Origin of the sequence: Streptomyces sp. NPDC088124 (assembly GCF_040685895.1) — a bacterium.
Lineage (GTDB): Bacteria > Actinomycetota > Actinomycetes > Streptomycetales > Streptomycetaceae > Streptomyces.
Genome location: NZ_JBFBJB010000049.1, coordinates 49,947 through 66,830, shown reverse-complemented (window position 1 = coordinate 66,830; position 16,884 = coordinate 49,947). Strand labels below are relative to the sequence as shown.

Below are 16,884 nucleotides of genomic sequence, written 5' to 3'. Positions count from 1 at the left end.
GACGGCTTGAGCACGACGGTGTTGCCCGCGGCGAGCGCCGGCGCGAACTTCCATACGGCCATCATCATCGGGTAGTTCCACGGCGCGCAGGTCGCGCCGTGCGGTGACGGCTGTCACCGGTGACACGCCCGCGTCTCAGCGGGCCGGGCCGCGCCGGCCGATGAAGGCGGCCAGTCTGCGCACGCCCTCCTCGATGCCGGCCGGGTCCAGCGCGCTGCACGAGAGCCGGATCCGGTCGGTGCCCCCGCCGTCCAGGTGGAAGTCGCGCATCGGCGTCCACAGGACACCGAACTCGCGCGCCGACTGCTCCAGGGCCGCGGCGTCGGCGTCGAAGGGCACCCGTACGACGAGGAAGAAGCCGCCGTCCGGCATGTTCCAGCTGATGCCCGCGGCCTCCCGGGACGCGCGCGGGAAGTGCCGGTCCAGCGCGTCGAGGAGGGTGTCCAGGTTCTTGCGGTAGAAGGCGATCGCCTGCTCGTTGGCCTGGCGGAGCCGGCAGCCGGACTCCACGAGCATCCCGCCGATGACGGCCTGGCTGATGGACGAGGTGTTGACCGTCGTCATGCTCTTGATCTTCGACAGTTCGTCCGCGAGGAGGGTGCGCCGGCCGCCGGGGCCGACGACCTCCTGGTCCGCGACCACGTACCCGACCCGGGCGCCCGGCAGCGCGGTCTTGGCGAAGGAGCCCAGGTAGAGCACCCGGCGCTCGCGGTCCATGGACTTCAGGGTGGGCCGCGCGCCGCCGGTGCGCACGAAGAACCCGTACGGGTTGTCCTCCAGGATGAGCAGATCCTCCTGCTCCGCGATCTCCAGCAGTCGGCGGCGCTCGGGCAGGTCCATGCTGGCACCGGACGGGTTGGCGAAGTCCGGTACGACATAGAGCGCGCGCGGCCGTCCGCCGTCGGCCCGGGTCTTCTCGACCGCGGCGAGCACGGCCTCCGGGTCGGGGCCCGCCGCGCCCTCCGGGACGGGCCGCACCCGCAGATCGAGCAGCCGCGCCGCACCGGTCACCCCGACGTAGCAGGGGGAGCTGACCAGCAGGGTGTCCTCGGGCGCGGCGAACAGGGCGCGCAGCGTGAGCAGCATCGCCTCCTGGCAGCCGGTGGTCAGCACCACGGATTCCGCGGGGACGTGGATGTCCTCGTCGTTGGCCAGGGTCCGGGCGACGAGGTCGTGGATGAGGCCGTTGGTCCTGCCGTACTGGAAGAGCTGGGTGCGGATCCGCTCGGCGCTCAGGCCCCGGTCGCGCTCCAGATACGTGGTGTACGAGCGCAGATGACGGACCAGGTCCTCGGGTTCGAACCCGCCCTGCGCGGGCCTGCCGGGGGCGAAGGAGATCGCGTCGGGGAAGCGCGCGACGACCTCGTTGAGGAAGTTCATCGAGTCGAGCAGCGGGTCCCCGAGCGAGCCGTGCAGATCGCCGAGTTCCAGCGCCTGCCCACCGGCGGCCGGGCCGGTGGGGGCCGTGGCGCCGAGGGTGGTTGCGCCCGCGGTGGTGTGCGACATCGTGTCAGCCCTTCGTTCCCGCGGGACCGCCCCCGGCGAAGACCGTACGGAGATGAGCGGCGGCCTGTCCGACCGCCCGGCGGCCCGCGTCGAGCGTTCCGGCCATCGCGAAGAAGCCGTGGATGACGCCCGGGTAGCGGGTCAGTTCCACCGGGACGCCGCTCTCCCGCAGACGCTCCGCGTACAGTTCGCCCTCGTCGCGCAGCGGGTCGTACTCGGCGGTGATGACCAGGGCGGGCGGCAGCCCCTTGTGGCTCTCGGCGCGCAGCGGGGAGGCGAGCGGGTCGCTGCCGTCGGACTGGTGGGCCAGGTAGTTGTCCCAGTACCAGCGCACGGACTTGTCGTTGAAGAGCAGCGGGTCGGTGTGGGTGCGGCGCGACTCGGTGTCGGCGAGATGGTCGGTGTTGGGGTAGACGAGGAGTTGTCCGGCGAGTTCCGGGCCGCTCCGGTCGCGTGCCATCAGGGTGACCGCCGCGGCGAGGTTGCCGCCCGCGCTGTCGCCGCCGACGCAGATGCGGGAGGTGTCGGCGCCGAAGCGCGCGCCGGCCTGCTCGGCCGCCCAGCGCAGGCCCGCGTAGCAGTCCTCGACGGCGGCGGGGAACGGGTTCTCGGGTGCGAGGCGGTAGCCGACGGCGAGGGTGAGGCACCCCGCGGCGTTGGCGAGGCTCCGGCAGATGGCGTCGCAGGTGTCGATGGTGCCCAGTGTCCAGCCGCCGCCGAAGTAGTAGACGAGGACGGGCAGCGGCCCGTCGCCGGCGGGCCGGAAGACCCGGACGGGCAGCGGTCCTTCGGGTCCCGGGAAGGTCGTGTCGGTGACCTCCTCGACGGGTTCCGGTGTGCCCGCTCCGTCGAGGACGGCGGCGAGGTCGGCCTCGCGCGCCTCCTGGAGGGACATGGTGTAGAGCGGGCGGCCGCCCTCGGCGGCCTTCCGGTCGTACAGGGCCTGTAATTGCGGGTCGAGTGCCATGCTCTCCCTCTCCGGCCGGTCGGCCCGGCCGGTCGGTGAACCGCGTGGTCCGGTCGGAGACACGCGTGTCTATGCGGAGGCGTCCACCAGCTTCGACGGGTCGGTGGCGACGGAGCGGAGCCGCGCGAGGATGGCGCGGTCCGCCCTGGTGTAGGAGGCGGGGTCGTCGTGGAGTACCGAGGAGCCGTTGGCCGCTTCCAGGAAGGCGATCAGCTCGAAGGCGAGCTGGGGGACGTCGGTGTCCTCCGCGATCTCCCCGGCCTCGCGCGCCTCCTCGATGGACTGCTCGACGAAGGAGACCCAGTTGGTCTGGGCCTGGGCGACGGTGTCGTGCACGAGTCCGCGGCGGGCGTCGTACTCGGCGGAGACCGAGTAGAAGAAGCATCCGCCGGGGAAGACCCGCTGTTCGGAGTAGGCCAGCCACAGCTCGCACATGTGCCGGACCCGGCCGAGGCCGCTCGGCACCTCGCGCGCGGGCTGCACCACACGCTCGATGTAGATCTTGACCGCCGCTCTGACGGTGGCGAGCTGGAGCTCCTCCTTGGAGCCGAAGAGGGCGAAGACCCCGCTCTTGCTGAGGCTCAGTTCCTCCGCGAGCCGTCCCAGGGACAGGCCGTCGAGACCTTCGACCGAGGCGATCGCCACGGCATGGCCCAGAATGAGCCGCCGTGTCTGGTTGCCTCGCTCGATGCGTCCGTCCGTCCTGGACACCGCCATGTCGCCACCTTCTCCCGTCGTCAGCCGGTGGTCCGCCGGCCGCCCCCATCATACAAAGTGAACGACCGTCCTATTACTGTACGCCCGTGCGGTTACTTGTGTAGAGTGGCCGCCATGGGCAGGGGGAGTCAACACGCACCGCCACAGCTGACGCTGCGCGGGTACGAAGATGAAGCCGAACGCCGATTACCCCGCGAGGTCTGGGACTTCCTGGCCGGCGGAAGCGGCACCGAATCGATGCTGGCCAGCGGCCGAACGGCCCTGGACCGACTGCGGCTGCGGCCGCGCTGCCTGGTGGACGTCTCCGAGCGCGACCCGGGCACCACTCTGCTCGGCGCCCGGCTGGCCGCGCCGCTGGGCATCGCGCCGATGGCCTACCACCGGCTCGCACACCCCGAGGGCGAGGTGGCGACCGCGCGGGCGGCCGGCGAGACCGGCACCCTGCTCACCGTGAGCATGTTCGCGAGCCGGTCGCTGGAGGACATCGCCGACGCGGCGAGCGGGCCGCTCTGGCTCCAGCTGTACTGGCTGAAGCGCTGGGACATCGTCGAGCGGCTGGCCAAGAGGGCCGAGGCCGCCGGGTACCGGGCGCTGGTCCTGACGGTGGACGCGCCGAGCATCGCGCGCAGACCCCGGGACATCCGCAACGGGTTCTCCATCCCGGACGGCATCCGCGCCGTCAATGTGGACCCGGAGGTCATGGCGGCCTCGCACGGCGGGAACGCCGGCGAATCCGCCGTCGCCCGCCACGCGCGGGAGCAGTTCGACGCGTCGGTCACCTGGGCCGATCTCGGCCGGCTGCGGGAGCTGACCTCGCTCCCGCTGATACTGAAGGGCGTCCTCAGTGCCGAGGACGCGGATCTCGCCGTGCGCCACGGCGTGGACGGAATCATCGTCTCCAACCACGGCGGCCGGCAACTCGATTCCGCCGTGGACGCCGTGGATGTCCTGCCGGACATCGTCGACACCGTCGGCGGGCGATGTCCCGTCGTCCTCGACGGCGCCGTCCGCAGCGGCACCGACATCGTCAAGGCCCTCTGTCTGGGGGCCAGCGCCGTATTCGTCGGCCGGCCCGTCCTGTGGGGGCTGACACACTCCGGCGGCGACGGCGCCGCCTCGGTGCTGCGCCTGCTGACCGGCGAACTCGACGAGACGATGGCGCTGATGGGGGCTTCCGGAATCCGGGAGCTGAACCGGTCCGGCGTCGTACGGCCATAGGAAAGGCTATTCCCGGAACGGCCTTCCGCGCCGGAGCATGCCATTGATTTTATTCTCACCCGATTGTTAGGGGTGAGTTTTTCCGCATGCCCGAATCCATTCCCCGCATGCCAAAATTCGTGACATCTCCAAATCAACGACACGCCAGACCGGATAGAATTTCTTTACTTGCCTACCCGGCAGTAACGATAGACACTACGGATTGTCGGCAGGGGAACCGGTAGCGGCGGAACGATATCGCCGTGGAATTGGAATAGGTGAGATATCCGTGAGGGATACGGAACCGCGCCACCCGGTGTGCGAGGACGGCGCGTGGGTGGACGAGATATTACTCGGCGGTTCGGACGGAGACATCGTGCTCCATCTGGGCGGCCCCGTGAGCCGGGGACAGTTACGCCGACTGGTGGCCGAAGAGCACGCGCGGTTCGCCGCCGCGGGGCTGGCCAGGGGCGGGGCGCTGGCACTGCGCCTGCCGCCCTCGCTCGACTGCGTCATCGCGATGCTGGCCGGATGGCGGATCGGGGCCCAGGTCGCCCTGCTCGACTACCGGCTGACGACCCACGAGGTGGGCCGGGCCATCGCGAGACTCGGCCCGCAGCTGGTGGTGGAGCCGGTCGGGGACGTCCCGGGCACCCTGCGGGGTTTTTTCGAGATATCCACGCGCGTCACACCGCTGCGCGGCGGCCGGCCGGCCCGCACGCCGCACGCGCTGCTCCAGCTCAGCTCGGGCTCCACCGGCCCCTCCAAGGTGATCGGCCGCACGGTCGGTGACCTGCTGGCGGAGGTGGAGCGGTACAGCCGGCTCGACGGTTTCCCCCGCCGGGGCGAGCGGATCGTCCTACTGGCCTCGATCGTGCATGTGCTCGGACTGGTGGGCGGCCTCCTCTACGGCCTCGCCGCCGGCGTCCGGATCGTCCTGCCGACCCGGCACACCGCCGACTCCGTCTTCCGGGCCGTCGCGCTCGATCCCGAGCCGACCACCCTGCTGGGTGTGCCCTCCCAGGCGTCCGTTTTGGCCGCTGTGCAGTCACCGCCCCGACTGCCCCAGCTGGTACGGATGGTGACCGGTGGGGAAATCCTCAAGGAGACGGTCAGGGAGCGGTTCACCACGGGGTACGGCGCCGGACTCGGAGCGATGTACGGCATGACCGAGGCCGGGGTGATCGCCACCGACATCACCGGCGGCACCCTGCCCGGACTCACCCCGGTCCCGGGGCTCCCGGTGCGCGTCCAGGACAACCAGATCCTGCTCGGCCTCGCGGCCTCCCCGTACGTGGGACAGGTCGACCCGACCCGCTACGTGGACGGCTGGCTGCGCACCAACGACGCGGGTCATCTCGACCCGGACACGGGCCTGTTGACCGTGAACGGCCGGCTGGACTCGCAGATCTCCATCGGTGGGCTCAAGGTCGATCTCACCGAGGTCGAGGCCGCCCTCTGCGCACTGCCCGACGTGGCCGACGCCGTCGTCGTCCACGAGGCGGGCATCGAGGCCTTCGTCCTCGTGCGGAGTGCCGTCTCGGCCGGCAGCCTCTCCCAGGCCCTCGCGGCGCGGCTCGCCCCGTACAAGCGGCCGCGTACCCTGCACGTCCTGTCCGAACTCCCCAGGACGGCCACCGGAAAGCCGCTGCGCCAGGTGGCGGCCCTGCGCGCGGCGGCCAGAGCCGGAGCCGGGGTATGAGCGCCCGGGCGGACGGCGGGAACCGGCTCAGGAGGACCCCGCCCGGCTACGGATCAACCCGATGTAGCGGATCAACCCGATGTACGGGACGTCACCTGGCGGACCTCGACGCGTGCCGCGGTCCCGCCCGCGCCGCGGACGGCCACGCCGACGACATGACTCCCACCGACGACCAGCGCCGCGTCCGCGGCCGTACCCGGATCGTCCGGTAGCTCCAGCGGTACGGGCGAGGCCCCCGCGATCAGCGGCCACCGGCCCGGCGAGGGCATCCGGCGGCTCATCCCGCCGGCCCTGAGCCCCAGCCCCAGCGCCTTGCCGACCGCTTCCTTCTGTGTCCACAACCACAGGAAACCCACGGACCGTTCGCTCTCCGGCAGCGCGCCCACCCACGCGGCCTCGGCCTTGTCGAGCCACCGCCGGGCCAGCGCCCGACCGGGCAGCACCCGCAGCGCCTCCACATCCACACCCACATGACCGCCGGCGGAGAACGCCACCGCCAGCGCGCCCCGGGTGTGACTCATGCTCACCCGCACACCCTCGGCCGCCCCGGCCATGACCGGCCGGCCGCCGGGTTCGCGCTCCATCCAGATCGCGGACGGGTCCACTTCGAGCACCGCGGCGACCTGCCGCACCAGCAGGGCGCGTGCCCTGCCGCGCTCGTCGCCGTCCGTCGTGCACCACAGCACCGTCACCGTGTCCGGGGCCGGCCCCGGGCGTCCATCCATGAAGGGAAGTCAATCAAATGACCGCAGAGGTTCACCAGTTCATCGTCACCGCCCTCGAGAACATGAACTACGACGTCACGGACGTGACCGGCGACACCCCGCTGGGCCCGGCCGGACTGGATCTGGAGTCGCTGTCCGTGGCCGAGATCGCGATCCAGGTGGAGGACGCCTACGGCGTCAAGTTCGACGAGGACGAGATGGAGACCGTGGCGCTGCTCACCGTCGCCGGCCTGGTCAAGGAGATCGTGGACCGGGTGGCCGCCGCCAGGACCGTCTCCGCCGCCGCCGAGTGAGCACCGGGCCGCGCCCGGCCGGTGCCCCGTGTGCTGTGCGGCACCGGGACACCGGCCGGGGCCGCGGCCCCGCACCACGGGTCGACCGAGAAAGTCCCCACCCGCTGGGGAGCAGCAGACGCAGAGGGGAGACACGGCATGAACGCCAAGAACGACCGCGCGGAACTCGCGGCCGACCCGGCGCTCGGGGTCGGCAACGCGCTGACCACACTCGTCGCCAAGGGCATCGGCCTGGACGCGCCGGCACTGACCTTCGACACCGAGGTGGACGGGCACCCCGCCTGGGAACCCTTCACCCTGGCCGAGCTGGGGGAACGGGTGGCGGCACGGGCGGCCACCCTGCACGCCTGGGGCATCAGGCCCCGTGACCCGGTCGCGGTCTATGTCTCCGCCGCCGCCGACCAGGTGCTCAGCTATCTGGCGCTCGCCCGCATCGGCGCCATCCCCGCCCTGGTCAACGGGCGGGTGCCCGGGGCGACCGCGGCCAAGTACATCCAGCGGCTCCGCGCCGTGGGCGTGCTCGCCGACGCGGCCCACGCCGCCGAGCTGGCGGGGCACGAGACGGGCACACCGCTGCTGGGCGACGTGTCCGGACTGGGCGCGGGGAAGCCGGCCGACGCGCCGGCCCCGTACCGCCATCACGGCACGGAACCGGTCGTCATCACCCACTCGTCCGGGACCACCGGGCTGCCCAAGGCGGTCGCCCACTCCCACCACAGCCTCTTCGCCTCCGTCCGCCACCGGCTCTCGCTGCCCAAGGGGCAGGGCCTGAACCGGATGCTCGGCGCGCTGCCGGCCGCCCACGCCGCGACGGTCATCGCGGTCAACCTGGCGCTGTGCAACCGCGTCCAGCTGGCGCTGGTGTCCCGCCAGGACGGCACGGTCGTCCTCGACGCCATCGAGAGCTGGCGGCCCGAGGCCGTGCTCGGCTTCGCCGCGACCTGGTCGGAGCTGGCCGGCGAGGACCTGGCGGCGCGCGACCTCGACTCCGTGCGCGCCTGGTGGAACACCGGGGACTGCGCGCACGAGGCGCACGTACGGCGGCTGGTCGCGGTGGGCAACCGGAGCACCGCCACCGCCCAGGGCGTCGTGCGGCGGCCGGGCTCGTTCTTCATCGACGGCCTCGGCTCCACCGAGATGGGCCACTCGCAGTTCTTCATCACCCACACCCCGGAGACCAACCGGTACGGCCGCTGCATCGGCAAGCCGCACACCTTCTCGGACGTGACGGTCATCAGCGACGAGGGAGAGCACCTCGGCCCGGGACAGGTCGGTCAGCTCGGGGTCAACGCGCCGACGCTGGCGCTGGGTTACTGGAACGACTCGGTGACCACCTACCGGACCCGCAGGGACGGTTACTTCCTCACCGGCGACCTGGTCTACCGCGACGAGGCGGGCTACTACTTCCATGTGGACCGCGCGGTGGACGCGGTCGAACTCCCCGGCGGCGAGAAGCTGTTCACCGCCGCGTCGGAGGAGCGGATCCTCGCGCGCTGTCCCGGGATCCTCGAATGCACCGTCGTCGCGGTCCGCGACGGCGACCAGGTCACCACCTCGGTCCTGCTGGTCCCCGCGGCCGGGGAGGCCAGGACGGTCCCCGAGGAGGACCGGGCCAAGGAGGTGCTGGCGGCGCTGGAGGAGCATGTCGCGCGGACCGTCGCGCGGGTCGTGGTGGTCGATCCCGACCTCATCCCGCTCGGCCCCACCGGCAAGGTCCGCAAGGTGCTGCTGCGGGAGCGCTACCTCAAGGGCGAACTGCCCGTCGGGTCCGGCACGGACCTGCGCGCGGAGGCGGTGGGCGCGGTATGAGCACCTCCGTCGCCCCGGGCGCCGGCGCCGTCATCACCGGTCTCGGTACGTTCACCTCGCTCGGCCGGGGCGCGTCCGACACCTTCGACGCGCTCTGCCACACCAAGTCGGGGCTGCGCCGTCCGCCCGCCGGCCACCTGCTGGACGGGACCGTCGACGTGGCGGGGCTCGCCCCCGACATCACCGCCGCCGAGGTACTGCCGCCCAGTGAGGGACGGCTGGTGGACCGTTACGTCCTGATGGCGCTGGCCGCCGCCGACGACGCTCTCGCCGACTCGGGCATCGTCGTGGGCCGGGACGTGGACCCGCACCGGGTCGCGGTCGTGGTCTCCAGCGGGGCCGGCGGACTGACCACGTACGAGGCGCAGACCGCGGCGCGCGCCGAGCGGGGCGCGACCGCGATCAGCCCCTATCTGCTGCCCGGGATGCTGCCGAACATGGCGGCGGCCCGGATCGCCATCAAGCACGGGATCAGGGGCTGGAGCGCGGCCATCGCGACGGCCTGTTCCGCCGGCGCCCACGCGGTGGTGGAGGCGGCCCGGCTGATCCGGTACGGCGAGGCCGATGTCGTGGTCTGCGGCGGCGCCGAGGCGCCGCTCAACCCGACGTCCGCGCTGGCCTTCGCGCACGCCAAGGCGCTGGCGCACGGCTGGGAGGACCCCGAGCGCGCCAGCAGGCCCTTCGACCGGGCCCGCAACGGATTCGTCCTCTCGGAGGGCGCCGGCGTCCTGGTGGTGGAGCGGGCCGCACACGCGGACGGACGCGGCGCGGCCGGATACGCCGACCTGCTCGGGTGGGGGGTCACGACGGACGCCCACCGGCCCACCACACCGCGGCCCGACGGGGAGGGCGCGGCGGGCAGCATGCGGAACGCGCTGGCCTCCGGCGGGCTCGTGCCGGACGACGTCGGCTACGTCAACGCGCACGGGACGGCGACCAAGCTGGGCGACATCGCGGAGGCCAGGGCCATCAGGTCCGTCTTCGGCGAACGGTCGCCCGCGGTCAGCGGCACCAAGTCCATGACCGGGCATCTGCTCGGCGGTTCGGGCGCGGTGGAGGCGGCCGTGTCCGCGCTGGCCGTCGCCCGGGGCACCCTGCCGCCCACGCACAACCTGGACGAGGTGGACCCCCAGTGCGAGCTGGACCACGTACGGGGCGGTGCCAGGAAGCAGCGGGTCGAAGCCGCGCTGAGCAATTCCTTCGCTTTCGGCGGTCACAACGTCAGCGTGCTGCTCGGCACCGCCTCCACCCGGAAAAAGCGGTCCTGACCGACGTGAACAGAACGAGAGTCCGAGAGAAACCGGAAGAAAAGAAAAGGTGAGGAACGTCCGTGGACATTGACGGAATTGACCACGTCGAATTCTTTGTGGGTGACGCCCAGCAATGGGCGCACTTTCTCTGCTTCGCCTTCGGGTTCCGCGTCCAGGGCCAGGCGGGTCCCGAAACGGGACTGCCGGGGCGGCGTTCGCTGCTGCTCGTACAGGGGGACATACGGGTCCTTCTGACCTCCGCGCTCGACCCCGAGGACCCGGCGGCCGTATACACCGCGCGGCACGGCGACGGCGTGGCGACGATCGCCTTCTCGGTGGCGGACACCAGGGGCGCGTTCGAGACCGCCGTCGCCCAGGGCGCGGCCGTGGCCGAGGAGCCGAGGGTGCTGGAGCGGTGCGGGGCCCGTGTGGTCACCGCGAGCGTGGCGGGTTTCGGGGATGTGACACACCGTTTCGTCGAGCGGACCGGTGACCCCGAGGAGTTCCTGCCGGGTGTGATGGAGATGGTGCCGTCCGGCCCCGCCGCGCAGGAGCCGCCGCTGCTGGCGGTGCTCGACCACGCCGCGGTCTGTCTGCCCGCCGGGGAACTGTCGCCGACGGTGGAGTACTACCAGAAGGTCTTCGGTTTCTCGCAGATCTTCGAGGAGTTCATCGAGGTCGGCGAGCAGGCCATGAACTCCAAGGTGGTGCAGAGCCCCAGCGGGAAGATCACCTTCACGCTGATCGAGCCGGTCGTCGGCCGCAAGCCCGGCCAGATCGACGAATTCCTGGCCCGGCACGGCGGTGCCGGTGTGCAGCATCTCGCGCTGCTCACCGATGACATCGTCGGCACGGTCAGGACACTGGAGCAGCGCGGGGTGGCGTTCCTGCAGACGCCCGACACCTACTACACCGAGTTGGAGGGGCGCCTCGGCCGCCCGGAGCTCGACCTGGGGGCGCTGCGCGAGACGAACGTGCTGGTGGACCGGGACCACTGGGGCGAGGTCTTCCAGATCTTCGCCCAGTCCATGCACATCCGCCGGACCTTCTTCTGGGAGGTCATCGACCGGCACGGTGCCCGCACCTTCGGCAGCGGCAACATCAAGGCCCTCTACGAGGCCAAGGCCCGGGAGCGCGTCACCACGTGAGCGGATGCGCGGGGCCGGCCGCCCGTCCCGGCACCCGTCCCGGCACCCGTCACGACATCCCTCCCGGCGCGCGGCGCCCGGCCCCGGACGAACGACGGCACCACGACGAACGAGCAAAGGATGACAGTGTCTTCCGAGGATTCCCCGCTGTTCACACTGACCGACGCGGAGCGTGAGCTGCTCCCCACCGACGACGACATCATCGCGTACCAGGAACACGGCTGGTACCTGTCGAAGAAGATCTTCACCGACGAGGAGATCGACACCCTGGAGGCGGCCAGCGAGCGCTACTACGCCGGCCACCGCGACAACACCCTGCCGGTGCGCCCGCCCAAGCTCGCCTCCTGGAAGCCCGAGGACGGCCCCGTACAGCGGCACAACGACTACATCCACTACGAGGACGACACCATCGGCCGGATCCTCGGCAAACCGCTGCTGGGCGCCACGGCCGCGCTGCTGGCGGGCGCCCGGGAGATCCGGGTCTTCCAGTCCACACTGATCTTCAAGCCGCCGCGGCGGGAAGAGACGTCGAACATCGTGCCCTGGCACTTCGACCGGCACTACTGGGCCAACTCCACCTCGGAGCGGATGCTGACCGCGTTCATCCCCTTCCACGACTGCGGTGAGGAGATGGGCACCATCACCATGGTGGACGGCAGCCACCGCTGGAAGGAGACCTCCGCCAACGACCAGACCTCGCTGCACTTCGCCGAGCGCGACCGCGGTCAGCTGGACGCCATGCTCACGGAGAACGCCGCCTACAACGGTGTCGAGGTGCGCAAGGTGGCGATGGACATCCCCAAGGGCCATGTCAGCTTCCACCACTGCCTGACCTACCACGGCAGTGGTGCCAACCGCAGTGACAGGCCGCGCCGCGCGATCTCCTTCCACCTCCAGGACGGCGAGAACCGCTACCGCCCCTTCACCCGGTCCGACGGCAGCGAGGTCCACTACAACCACGACGTGCTGGTGCGCCGGGACGCGCAGGGCCGGCCCGACTACGCCGACCCGCGGTACTGCCCCGTGCTGTGGCGCAGCAGCTGATGCGTACGGTCGCGGTGGTCGGCACCGGCCTGATCGGGACCTCCGTCGCCCTGGCCCTGCGGGGCCGGGGCGTGACCACCTATCTGCTGGACCGGGATCCGGAGGCCGCGCGGGTCGCGGAGTCGCTGGGTGCGGGGATCGCCGGCGCTCCCCGCACCCCCGTGGACCTGGCGGTGATCGCGGTACCGCCCCTGAGCACGGCCGCTGTGCTCAGGGAGCAGCAACAGGGTCAGCTTGCCACCTACTTCACCGATGTGGCCAGTGTGAAGTCGATTCCCCAGCAGGCCGCGACCGAACTGCGATGTGATCTCACCCGTTATGTGGGCGGGCATCCGATGGCGGGCCGGGAGCAGTCGGGGCCGGGCGCCGCGCGCGCGGATCTGTTCCACAACCGCCCCTGGGTGCTGGCCCCCTCACACCACTCGCGGACCGAGGCTCTGGAACACGCCACCCGGCTGGCCGAGTTGTGCGGGGCCACTCCGCTCACGATGGCACACGCCGACCACGACCGGGCCGTCGCGCTGACGTCGCACACCCCCCATCTGGTGTCGAGTCTGCTCGCGGCCCGGCTGGTGGCGGGCGACGAGTCGCAGCTGCGGCTGGCGGGCCAGGGGGTACGCGACATGACCCGGATCGCCGCCGGTGACGCGGCGTTGTGGTCGGAGATCCTCGCCTCCAACGCCCCCGCGGTCGAGGAGGTGCTGGAAGAGGTGGCCCGGGATCTCGACGCGGTCCGGGACGCCCTGCGCGATGTCAGCGGTCAGGACGCGGAGCGCCGGCGCACGGGCTCCGCGCGCCTGACCGCGGCGCTCGCGCGAGGAGTGCGGGGACACGCCCGGATACCTGAGAGGAGAGCGACCATGGACGCGGATCGGCTCGATGTCTGTCTCGTCGGCATGGGGCCACGGGGCCTCTCGGTCCTCGAACGGCTCTGTGCCAACACCGAAGGGCACCGCGGTTCCGTCACCGTGCATGTGGTCGATCCGTACCCGCCGGGCGCCGGCCGCGTCTGGCGCACCGGTCAGTCACCGCATCTGCTGATGAACACCGTCGCCTCCCAGGTCACGATGTTCACCGACGAGAGCGTACGGATGCGGGGCCCGCTGGCCCCGGGCCCCAGCCTGTACGAGTGGGCGCGCGCCCTCACCGGACAGGGGCCGTACGACCTCGGCGAGACCGGTCCGTACGACGAGGCGGTGCTGGCCGAGGCGGGTTCGCTCGGACCCGACTCGTATCCGTCCCGCTCCCTCAACGGCCACTATCTGGAGTGGGTCTTCCGGCGGGTGCTGACGTCGGCGCGCGGCCGGGTCAGCACCGTGGTGCACAAGTCCCGCGCGGTCGCGCTGCGCGACGAGGGGCCGGGCGGCCCGCAGAGCGTACGGCTGGAGAACGGCACGGTGCTCGGTGGGCTGCACGCGGTGGTGCTGGCCCAGGGGCATGTGCCGGTACGGGGGTCGGCCGAGCAGTTCGCCCGGGGGGACTTCGCCAAGCGGAACGAGCTGCGCTACGTGGCTCCCGCGAACCCGGCGGACGTGGACCTGTCCGAGGTGCGTCCCGGGGAGACGGTGGCGCTGCTCGGTCTCGGTCTCAACTTCTTCGACTACATGGCCCTGTTCACCCTGGGCCGGGGCGGGGAGTTCGTCCGGGGGCCCGGCGGGCTCGCCTACCGGCCGTCGGGGCGTGAGCCGGTGATGGTCGCCTGCTCCCGCCGCGGTCTGCCCTTCCACTCGCGCGGCGAGAACCAGAAGGGAGCGCACGGCCGCCATACGCCGGCGGTGCTGACCCCGGAGGTGGTGGACGGGCTGCGGCAGCGGGCCCGGAGCGGCGGGCTCGATTTCCGGGCCGATCTGTGGCCGCTGATCGCGAAGGAGGTCGAGACGGTCTACTACACCGCCCTGCTGGCCTCGACCGGTGACACCACCGGGGCGCGGGCGCTGCGGGACGTGTATCTCGGCGCCAGGGACCGGGCCGAGGAGGGCCGCGTCCTCGACCTGGCCGGGGTGGCGCCGGGAGACCGCTGGGACTGGGAGCGCGTCGCGCGGCCGTACCTGGGGCGGAACTTCGCCTCGCCGGAGGAGTTCACGTCGTGGCTGCTCGGTCATCTGCGGGACGACCTGGCGGCGGCCAGGGCCGGCAACGTGGACGGGCCGCTGAAGGCCGCGCTCGATGTGCTGCGCGATCTGCGCAACGAGATACGGCTGGTCATCGACCACGGCGGGCTGACCGGCCGGTCCCGCAGGGACGACCTCGACGGCTGGTACACCCCGCTCAACGCGTTCCTGTCGATCGGTCCGCCGGCTCGGCGGATCGAGGAGGCGGTGGCCCTGATCGAGGCGGGGGTGCTCCGGGTGCTCGGCCCGGAGGCCGAGGTGGCCACCGACGAGAACGCCCGGGTGTTCACCGTACGGTCCCCCGCCGTGCCGGGGTCCCGGCTGAGTGCCACGACCCTGATCGAGGCGCGGCTGCCCGAGGTCGACGTGTCGGCGACGGCGGATCCGCTGCTGCTCCAGCTGCTCGCCGACGGGCAGTGCCGCACGTACGACATCACCGACCCGGACGGCTACGCGTACCGGACCGGCGGGGTGGCCGTCTCCGCGTCGCCGTTCCACCTCCTGGACGCGTCGGGGACGCCGCATCCGCGCCGCTTCGTCTTCGGTGTGCCGACCGAGTCGGTGCACTGGGCGACCGCCGCGGGGATCCGGCCCGGGGTCGACTCCGTGACGCTGCAGGACTCCGACGCGCTCGCGCGGGCGGTGCTGGCCCTCGCGGAGAGTCCGGCCGTGGGTGCCACGACGGTGCAGGCGGCCCTGAGATGAGGAGTTCACCGATGAGTTCACCCCCGGTCCCCGCGGCGGACCTCGACTCCGGGATCCTCAGCCCGGTACGCGCCGGCACCCCGGCCGAGGCGGCGACCTCCGACAGCGCCTGTCTCCAGGCGCTGCTGGACGCCGAGGCCGCGCTGGTCAGGGCCCAGGCGGAGCTGGGCGTGGTGCCCGCCTCGGCCGCCCGTACGATCACCGCGGCGGCGGTGGCGGAACGGCTGGACCTGGTGGCGGTCGCGCGCGCCGGGCGGGGCGCGGCCAATCCGGTGGTGGGGATGGTCCAGGCGTTCACGGCCGTGGTCGCCGCCGACGATCCGGCCGCCGCCGACTACGTCCACCGGGGCTCGACCAGCCAGGACATCCTGGACACCGCGCTGATGCTGGTGGCCGGGCGGACGCTGGAGATCCTGGTCGGGGACCTCGACGCGCTCGGGGCGGCGCTGCGGCTGCTCGCCGACCGGCACCGGGACACGCTCATGGCCGGGCGCACCCTGGGGCTGCACGCCGTACCCACCACCTTCGGGCTGAAGGCGGCCGGCTGGCTGCTGTCGGTGGACGGCTGCGCGGCCCGGCTGCGCGGGCTGCTCGACGGTGGGCTGCCCGCGCAACTGGGCGGCGCGGCGGGGACGTTGGCGGGGTACCTCGAATACGCGCAACGGGACGCGGGTGCGGGCGAGGGCGCCGATCCGCAGCGGTACGCGGCGCGTCTGATGCGGCGGTTCGCGGCGGAGGTGGGGCTCGCGGAACCGGTGGCGCCCTGGCACAGCACCCGGGCGCCCGTCGCGGCCCTGGCCTCCGAACTCGCCCTGACCGCAGGCGTGCTGGGCAAGATCGCGGTGGATGTGCAGTTGCTCTCCCGTACGGAGACGGCGGAGGTGGCCGAGCCCGCCGCCACCGGCCGCGGCGTGTCCTCGGCGATGCCGCACAAGCGCAATCCGGCGCTGGCGACGCTGATCAGGGCGGCGGCCCTGCAACTCCCCGCGTACGCGAGCGTGCTGATGGGGGCGTTGCTCTCGGAGGACGAACGGTCGGCGGGGGCGTGGCATGCGGAGTGGCAGCCGCTGCGGGAGTGTCTGCGGCTGACGGGCGGCGCCGCGCACTCGGCGCGTGAACTGGTCGAGGGGCTGGAGGTGTTCCCGGAACGGATGGGGACCAATATCGCCCTCACCGGGGGGATGATCGCCTCCGAGCGGTTGGCGGCGGTACTGGCGCCGGCGCTCGGCAAGGCCGCGGCGAAGGAGCTGATGAGCCGGGTCTCGGCGCGGGCCGCCGCCACCCACCGGCCGTTGGCCGATGTCGTGGCGGAGACACCGGAACTGTCCGGCCACTTCTCCCCCGGCGAGCTGGCCGAACTCCTCGACCCGGCCCACTACACGGGCGCGGCGCCCATGCTGGTGGAACGGGTCCTGAAGGGCGGCGGTATCTGACGGACACCCCGGACGGCCGGGGAACACACGGCCGTCCGGGAACCAGGGGCGGGGCCCGGAGAGATGACCGGTCGGTGATCTCTCCGGGCCCCGCCCCGCGGTGCGTCCGACACACGGCCGTTGCGTCCGGCGCGCACGGCGGTGCCGGCGGGCGGGTGTTGTGTCCGGCGCGCACGGCTCCCGCGCGCACTTGTCGCGTCCGGCGCACACGGTGTGTGTCCGGCGCCCGCCTGCTGTGTCCGGCGCGCACGGCGTCTCCGGCGCGCCCGCCCAGTGT

General features: G+C 72.2%; 13 protein-coding genes and 1 pseudogene. 9 read left to right on the top strand and 5 right to left on the bottom strand.

The window, feature by feature from the left end:
- From AB0P17_RS32295 to AB0P17_RS32280, 4 genes and pseudogenes are all read right to left on the bottom strand, one after another.
- A pseudogene (locus AB0P17_RS32295) lies at positions 1–86 on the bottom strand (aldehyde dehydrogenase family protein); the annotation flags it as partial.
- Between the two features lie 49 nt (positions 87–135).
- Entirely contained in the window at positions 136–1,506 is a 1,371-nt protein-coding gene (locus AB0P17_RS32290) for a PLP-dependent aminotransferase family protein (RefSeq protein ID WP_365816478.1), read from the bottom strand.
- A 4-nt stretch (positions 1,507–1,510) separates the two neighbouring features.
- Complete coding sequence (locus AB0P17_RS32285; protein WP_365816476.1) at positions 1,511–2,473, bottom strand: alpha/beta hydrolase; 963 nt, start codon at positions 2,471–2,473, stop codon at positions 1,511–1,513.
- A 69-nt stretch (positions 2,474–2,542) separates the two neighbouring features.
- Positions 2,543–3,190, bottom strand: coding sequence for a TetR/AcrR family transcriptional regulator (locus AB0P17_RS32280; RefSeq protein ID WP_365816474.1), 648 nt, complete (start codon positions 3,188–3,190; stop codon positions 2,543–2,545).
- Between the two features lie 114 nt (positions 3,191–3,304).
- On the opposite strand from AB0P17_RS32280, the gene AB0P17_RS32275 reads away from it, so the two are divergent.
- Together AB0P17_RS32275 and AB0P17_RS32270 are read left to right on the top strand one after the other, a co-directional pair.
- Entirely contained in the window at positions 3,305–4,408 is a 1,104-nt protein-coding gene (locus AB0P17_RS32275; RefSeq protein WP_365816472.1) for an alpha-hydroxy acid oxidase, read from the top strand.
- Between the two features lie 268 nt (positions 4,409–4,676).
- A complete protein-coding gene (locus AB0P17_RS32270) occupies positions 4,677–6,089 on the top strand; it encodes a fatty acid--CoA ligase family protein (protein ID WP_365816471.1) in 1,413 nt (470 codons plus the stop codon).
- 71 nt (positions 6,090–6,160) lie between these two features.
- Here AB0P17_RS32270 and AB0P17_RS32265 read toward each other — a convergent pair whose 3' ends face one another.
- Complete coding sequence (locus AB0P17_RS32265) at positions 6,161–6,814, bottom strand: 4'-phosphopantetheinyl transferase superfamily protein (protein ID WP_365816469.1); 654 nt, start codon at positions 6,812–6,814, stop codon at positions 6,161–6,163.
- Positions 6,815–6,831: 17 nt separating this feature from the next.
- On the opposite strand from AB0P17_RS32265, the gene AB0P17_RS32260 reads away from it, so the two are divergent.
- The 7 genes from AB0P17_RS32260 (at position 6,832) to AB0P17_RS32230 (ending at position 16,607) form a co-directional block, all read left to right on the top strand.
- Positions 6,832–7,107 (top strand): phosphopantetheine-binding protein, encoded by a 276-nt coding sequence (locus AB0P17_RS32260; RefSeq protein ID WP_365816467.1) that lies wholly within the window; start codon positions 6,832–6,834, stop codon positions 7,105–7,107.
- 138 nt (positions 7,108–7,245) lie between these two features.
- On the top strand, positions 7,246–8,916 hold the full coding sequence (locus AB0P17_RS32255; protein WP_365816465.1) for a class I adenylate-forming enzyme family protein: 1,671 nt from the start codon (positions 7,246–7,248) through the stop codon (positions 8,914–8,916).
- Entirely contained in the window at positions 8,913–10,184 is a 1,272-nt protein-coding gene (locus tag AB0P17_RS32250; protein ID WP_365816462.1) for a beta-ketoacyl-[acyl-carrier-protein] synthase family protein, read from the top strand. The genes AB0P17_RS32255 and AB0P17_RS32250 overlap by 4 nt, the downstream gene beginning before the upstream one ends.
- 62 nt (positions 10,185–10,246) lie before the next feature.
- A complete protein-coding gene (gene hppD, locus AB0P17_RS32245) occupies positions 10,247–11,314 on the top strand; it encodes a 4-hydroxyphenylpyruvate dioxygenase (protein ID WP_365816460.1) in 1,068 nt (355 codons plus the stop codon).
- A 120-nt stretch (positions 11,315–11,434) separates the two neighbouring features.
- Positions 11,435–12,358, top strand: a complete 924-nt coding sequence (locus AB0P17_RS32240) for a phytanoyl-CoA dioxygenase family protein (protein WP_365816458.1) — start codon at positions 11,435–11,437, stop codon at positions 12,356–12,358.
- On the top strand, positions 12,343–15,174 hold the full coding sequence (locus AB0P17_RS32235; RefSeq protein WP_365816456.1) for a prephenate dehydrogenase: 2,832 nt from the start codon (positions 12,343–12,345) through the stop codon (positions 15,172–15,174). Before AB0P17_RS32240 ends, AB0P17_RS32235 begins: the two co-directional genes overlap by 16 nt.
- Before the next feature lie 11 nt (positions 15,175–15,185).
- Positions 15,186–16,607, top strand: a complete 1,422-nt coding sequence (locus AB0P17_RS32230; RefSeq protein WP_365816454.1) for an adenylosuccinate lyase family protein — start codon at positions 15,186–15,188, stop codon at positions 16,605–16,607.
- Positions 16,608–16,884: the final 277 nt, after the last annotated feature.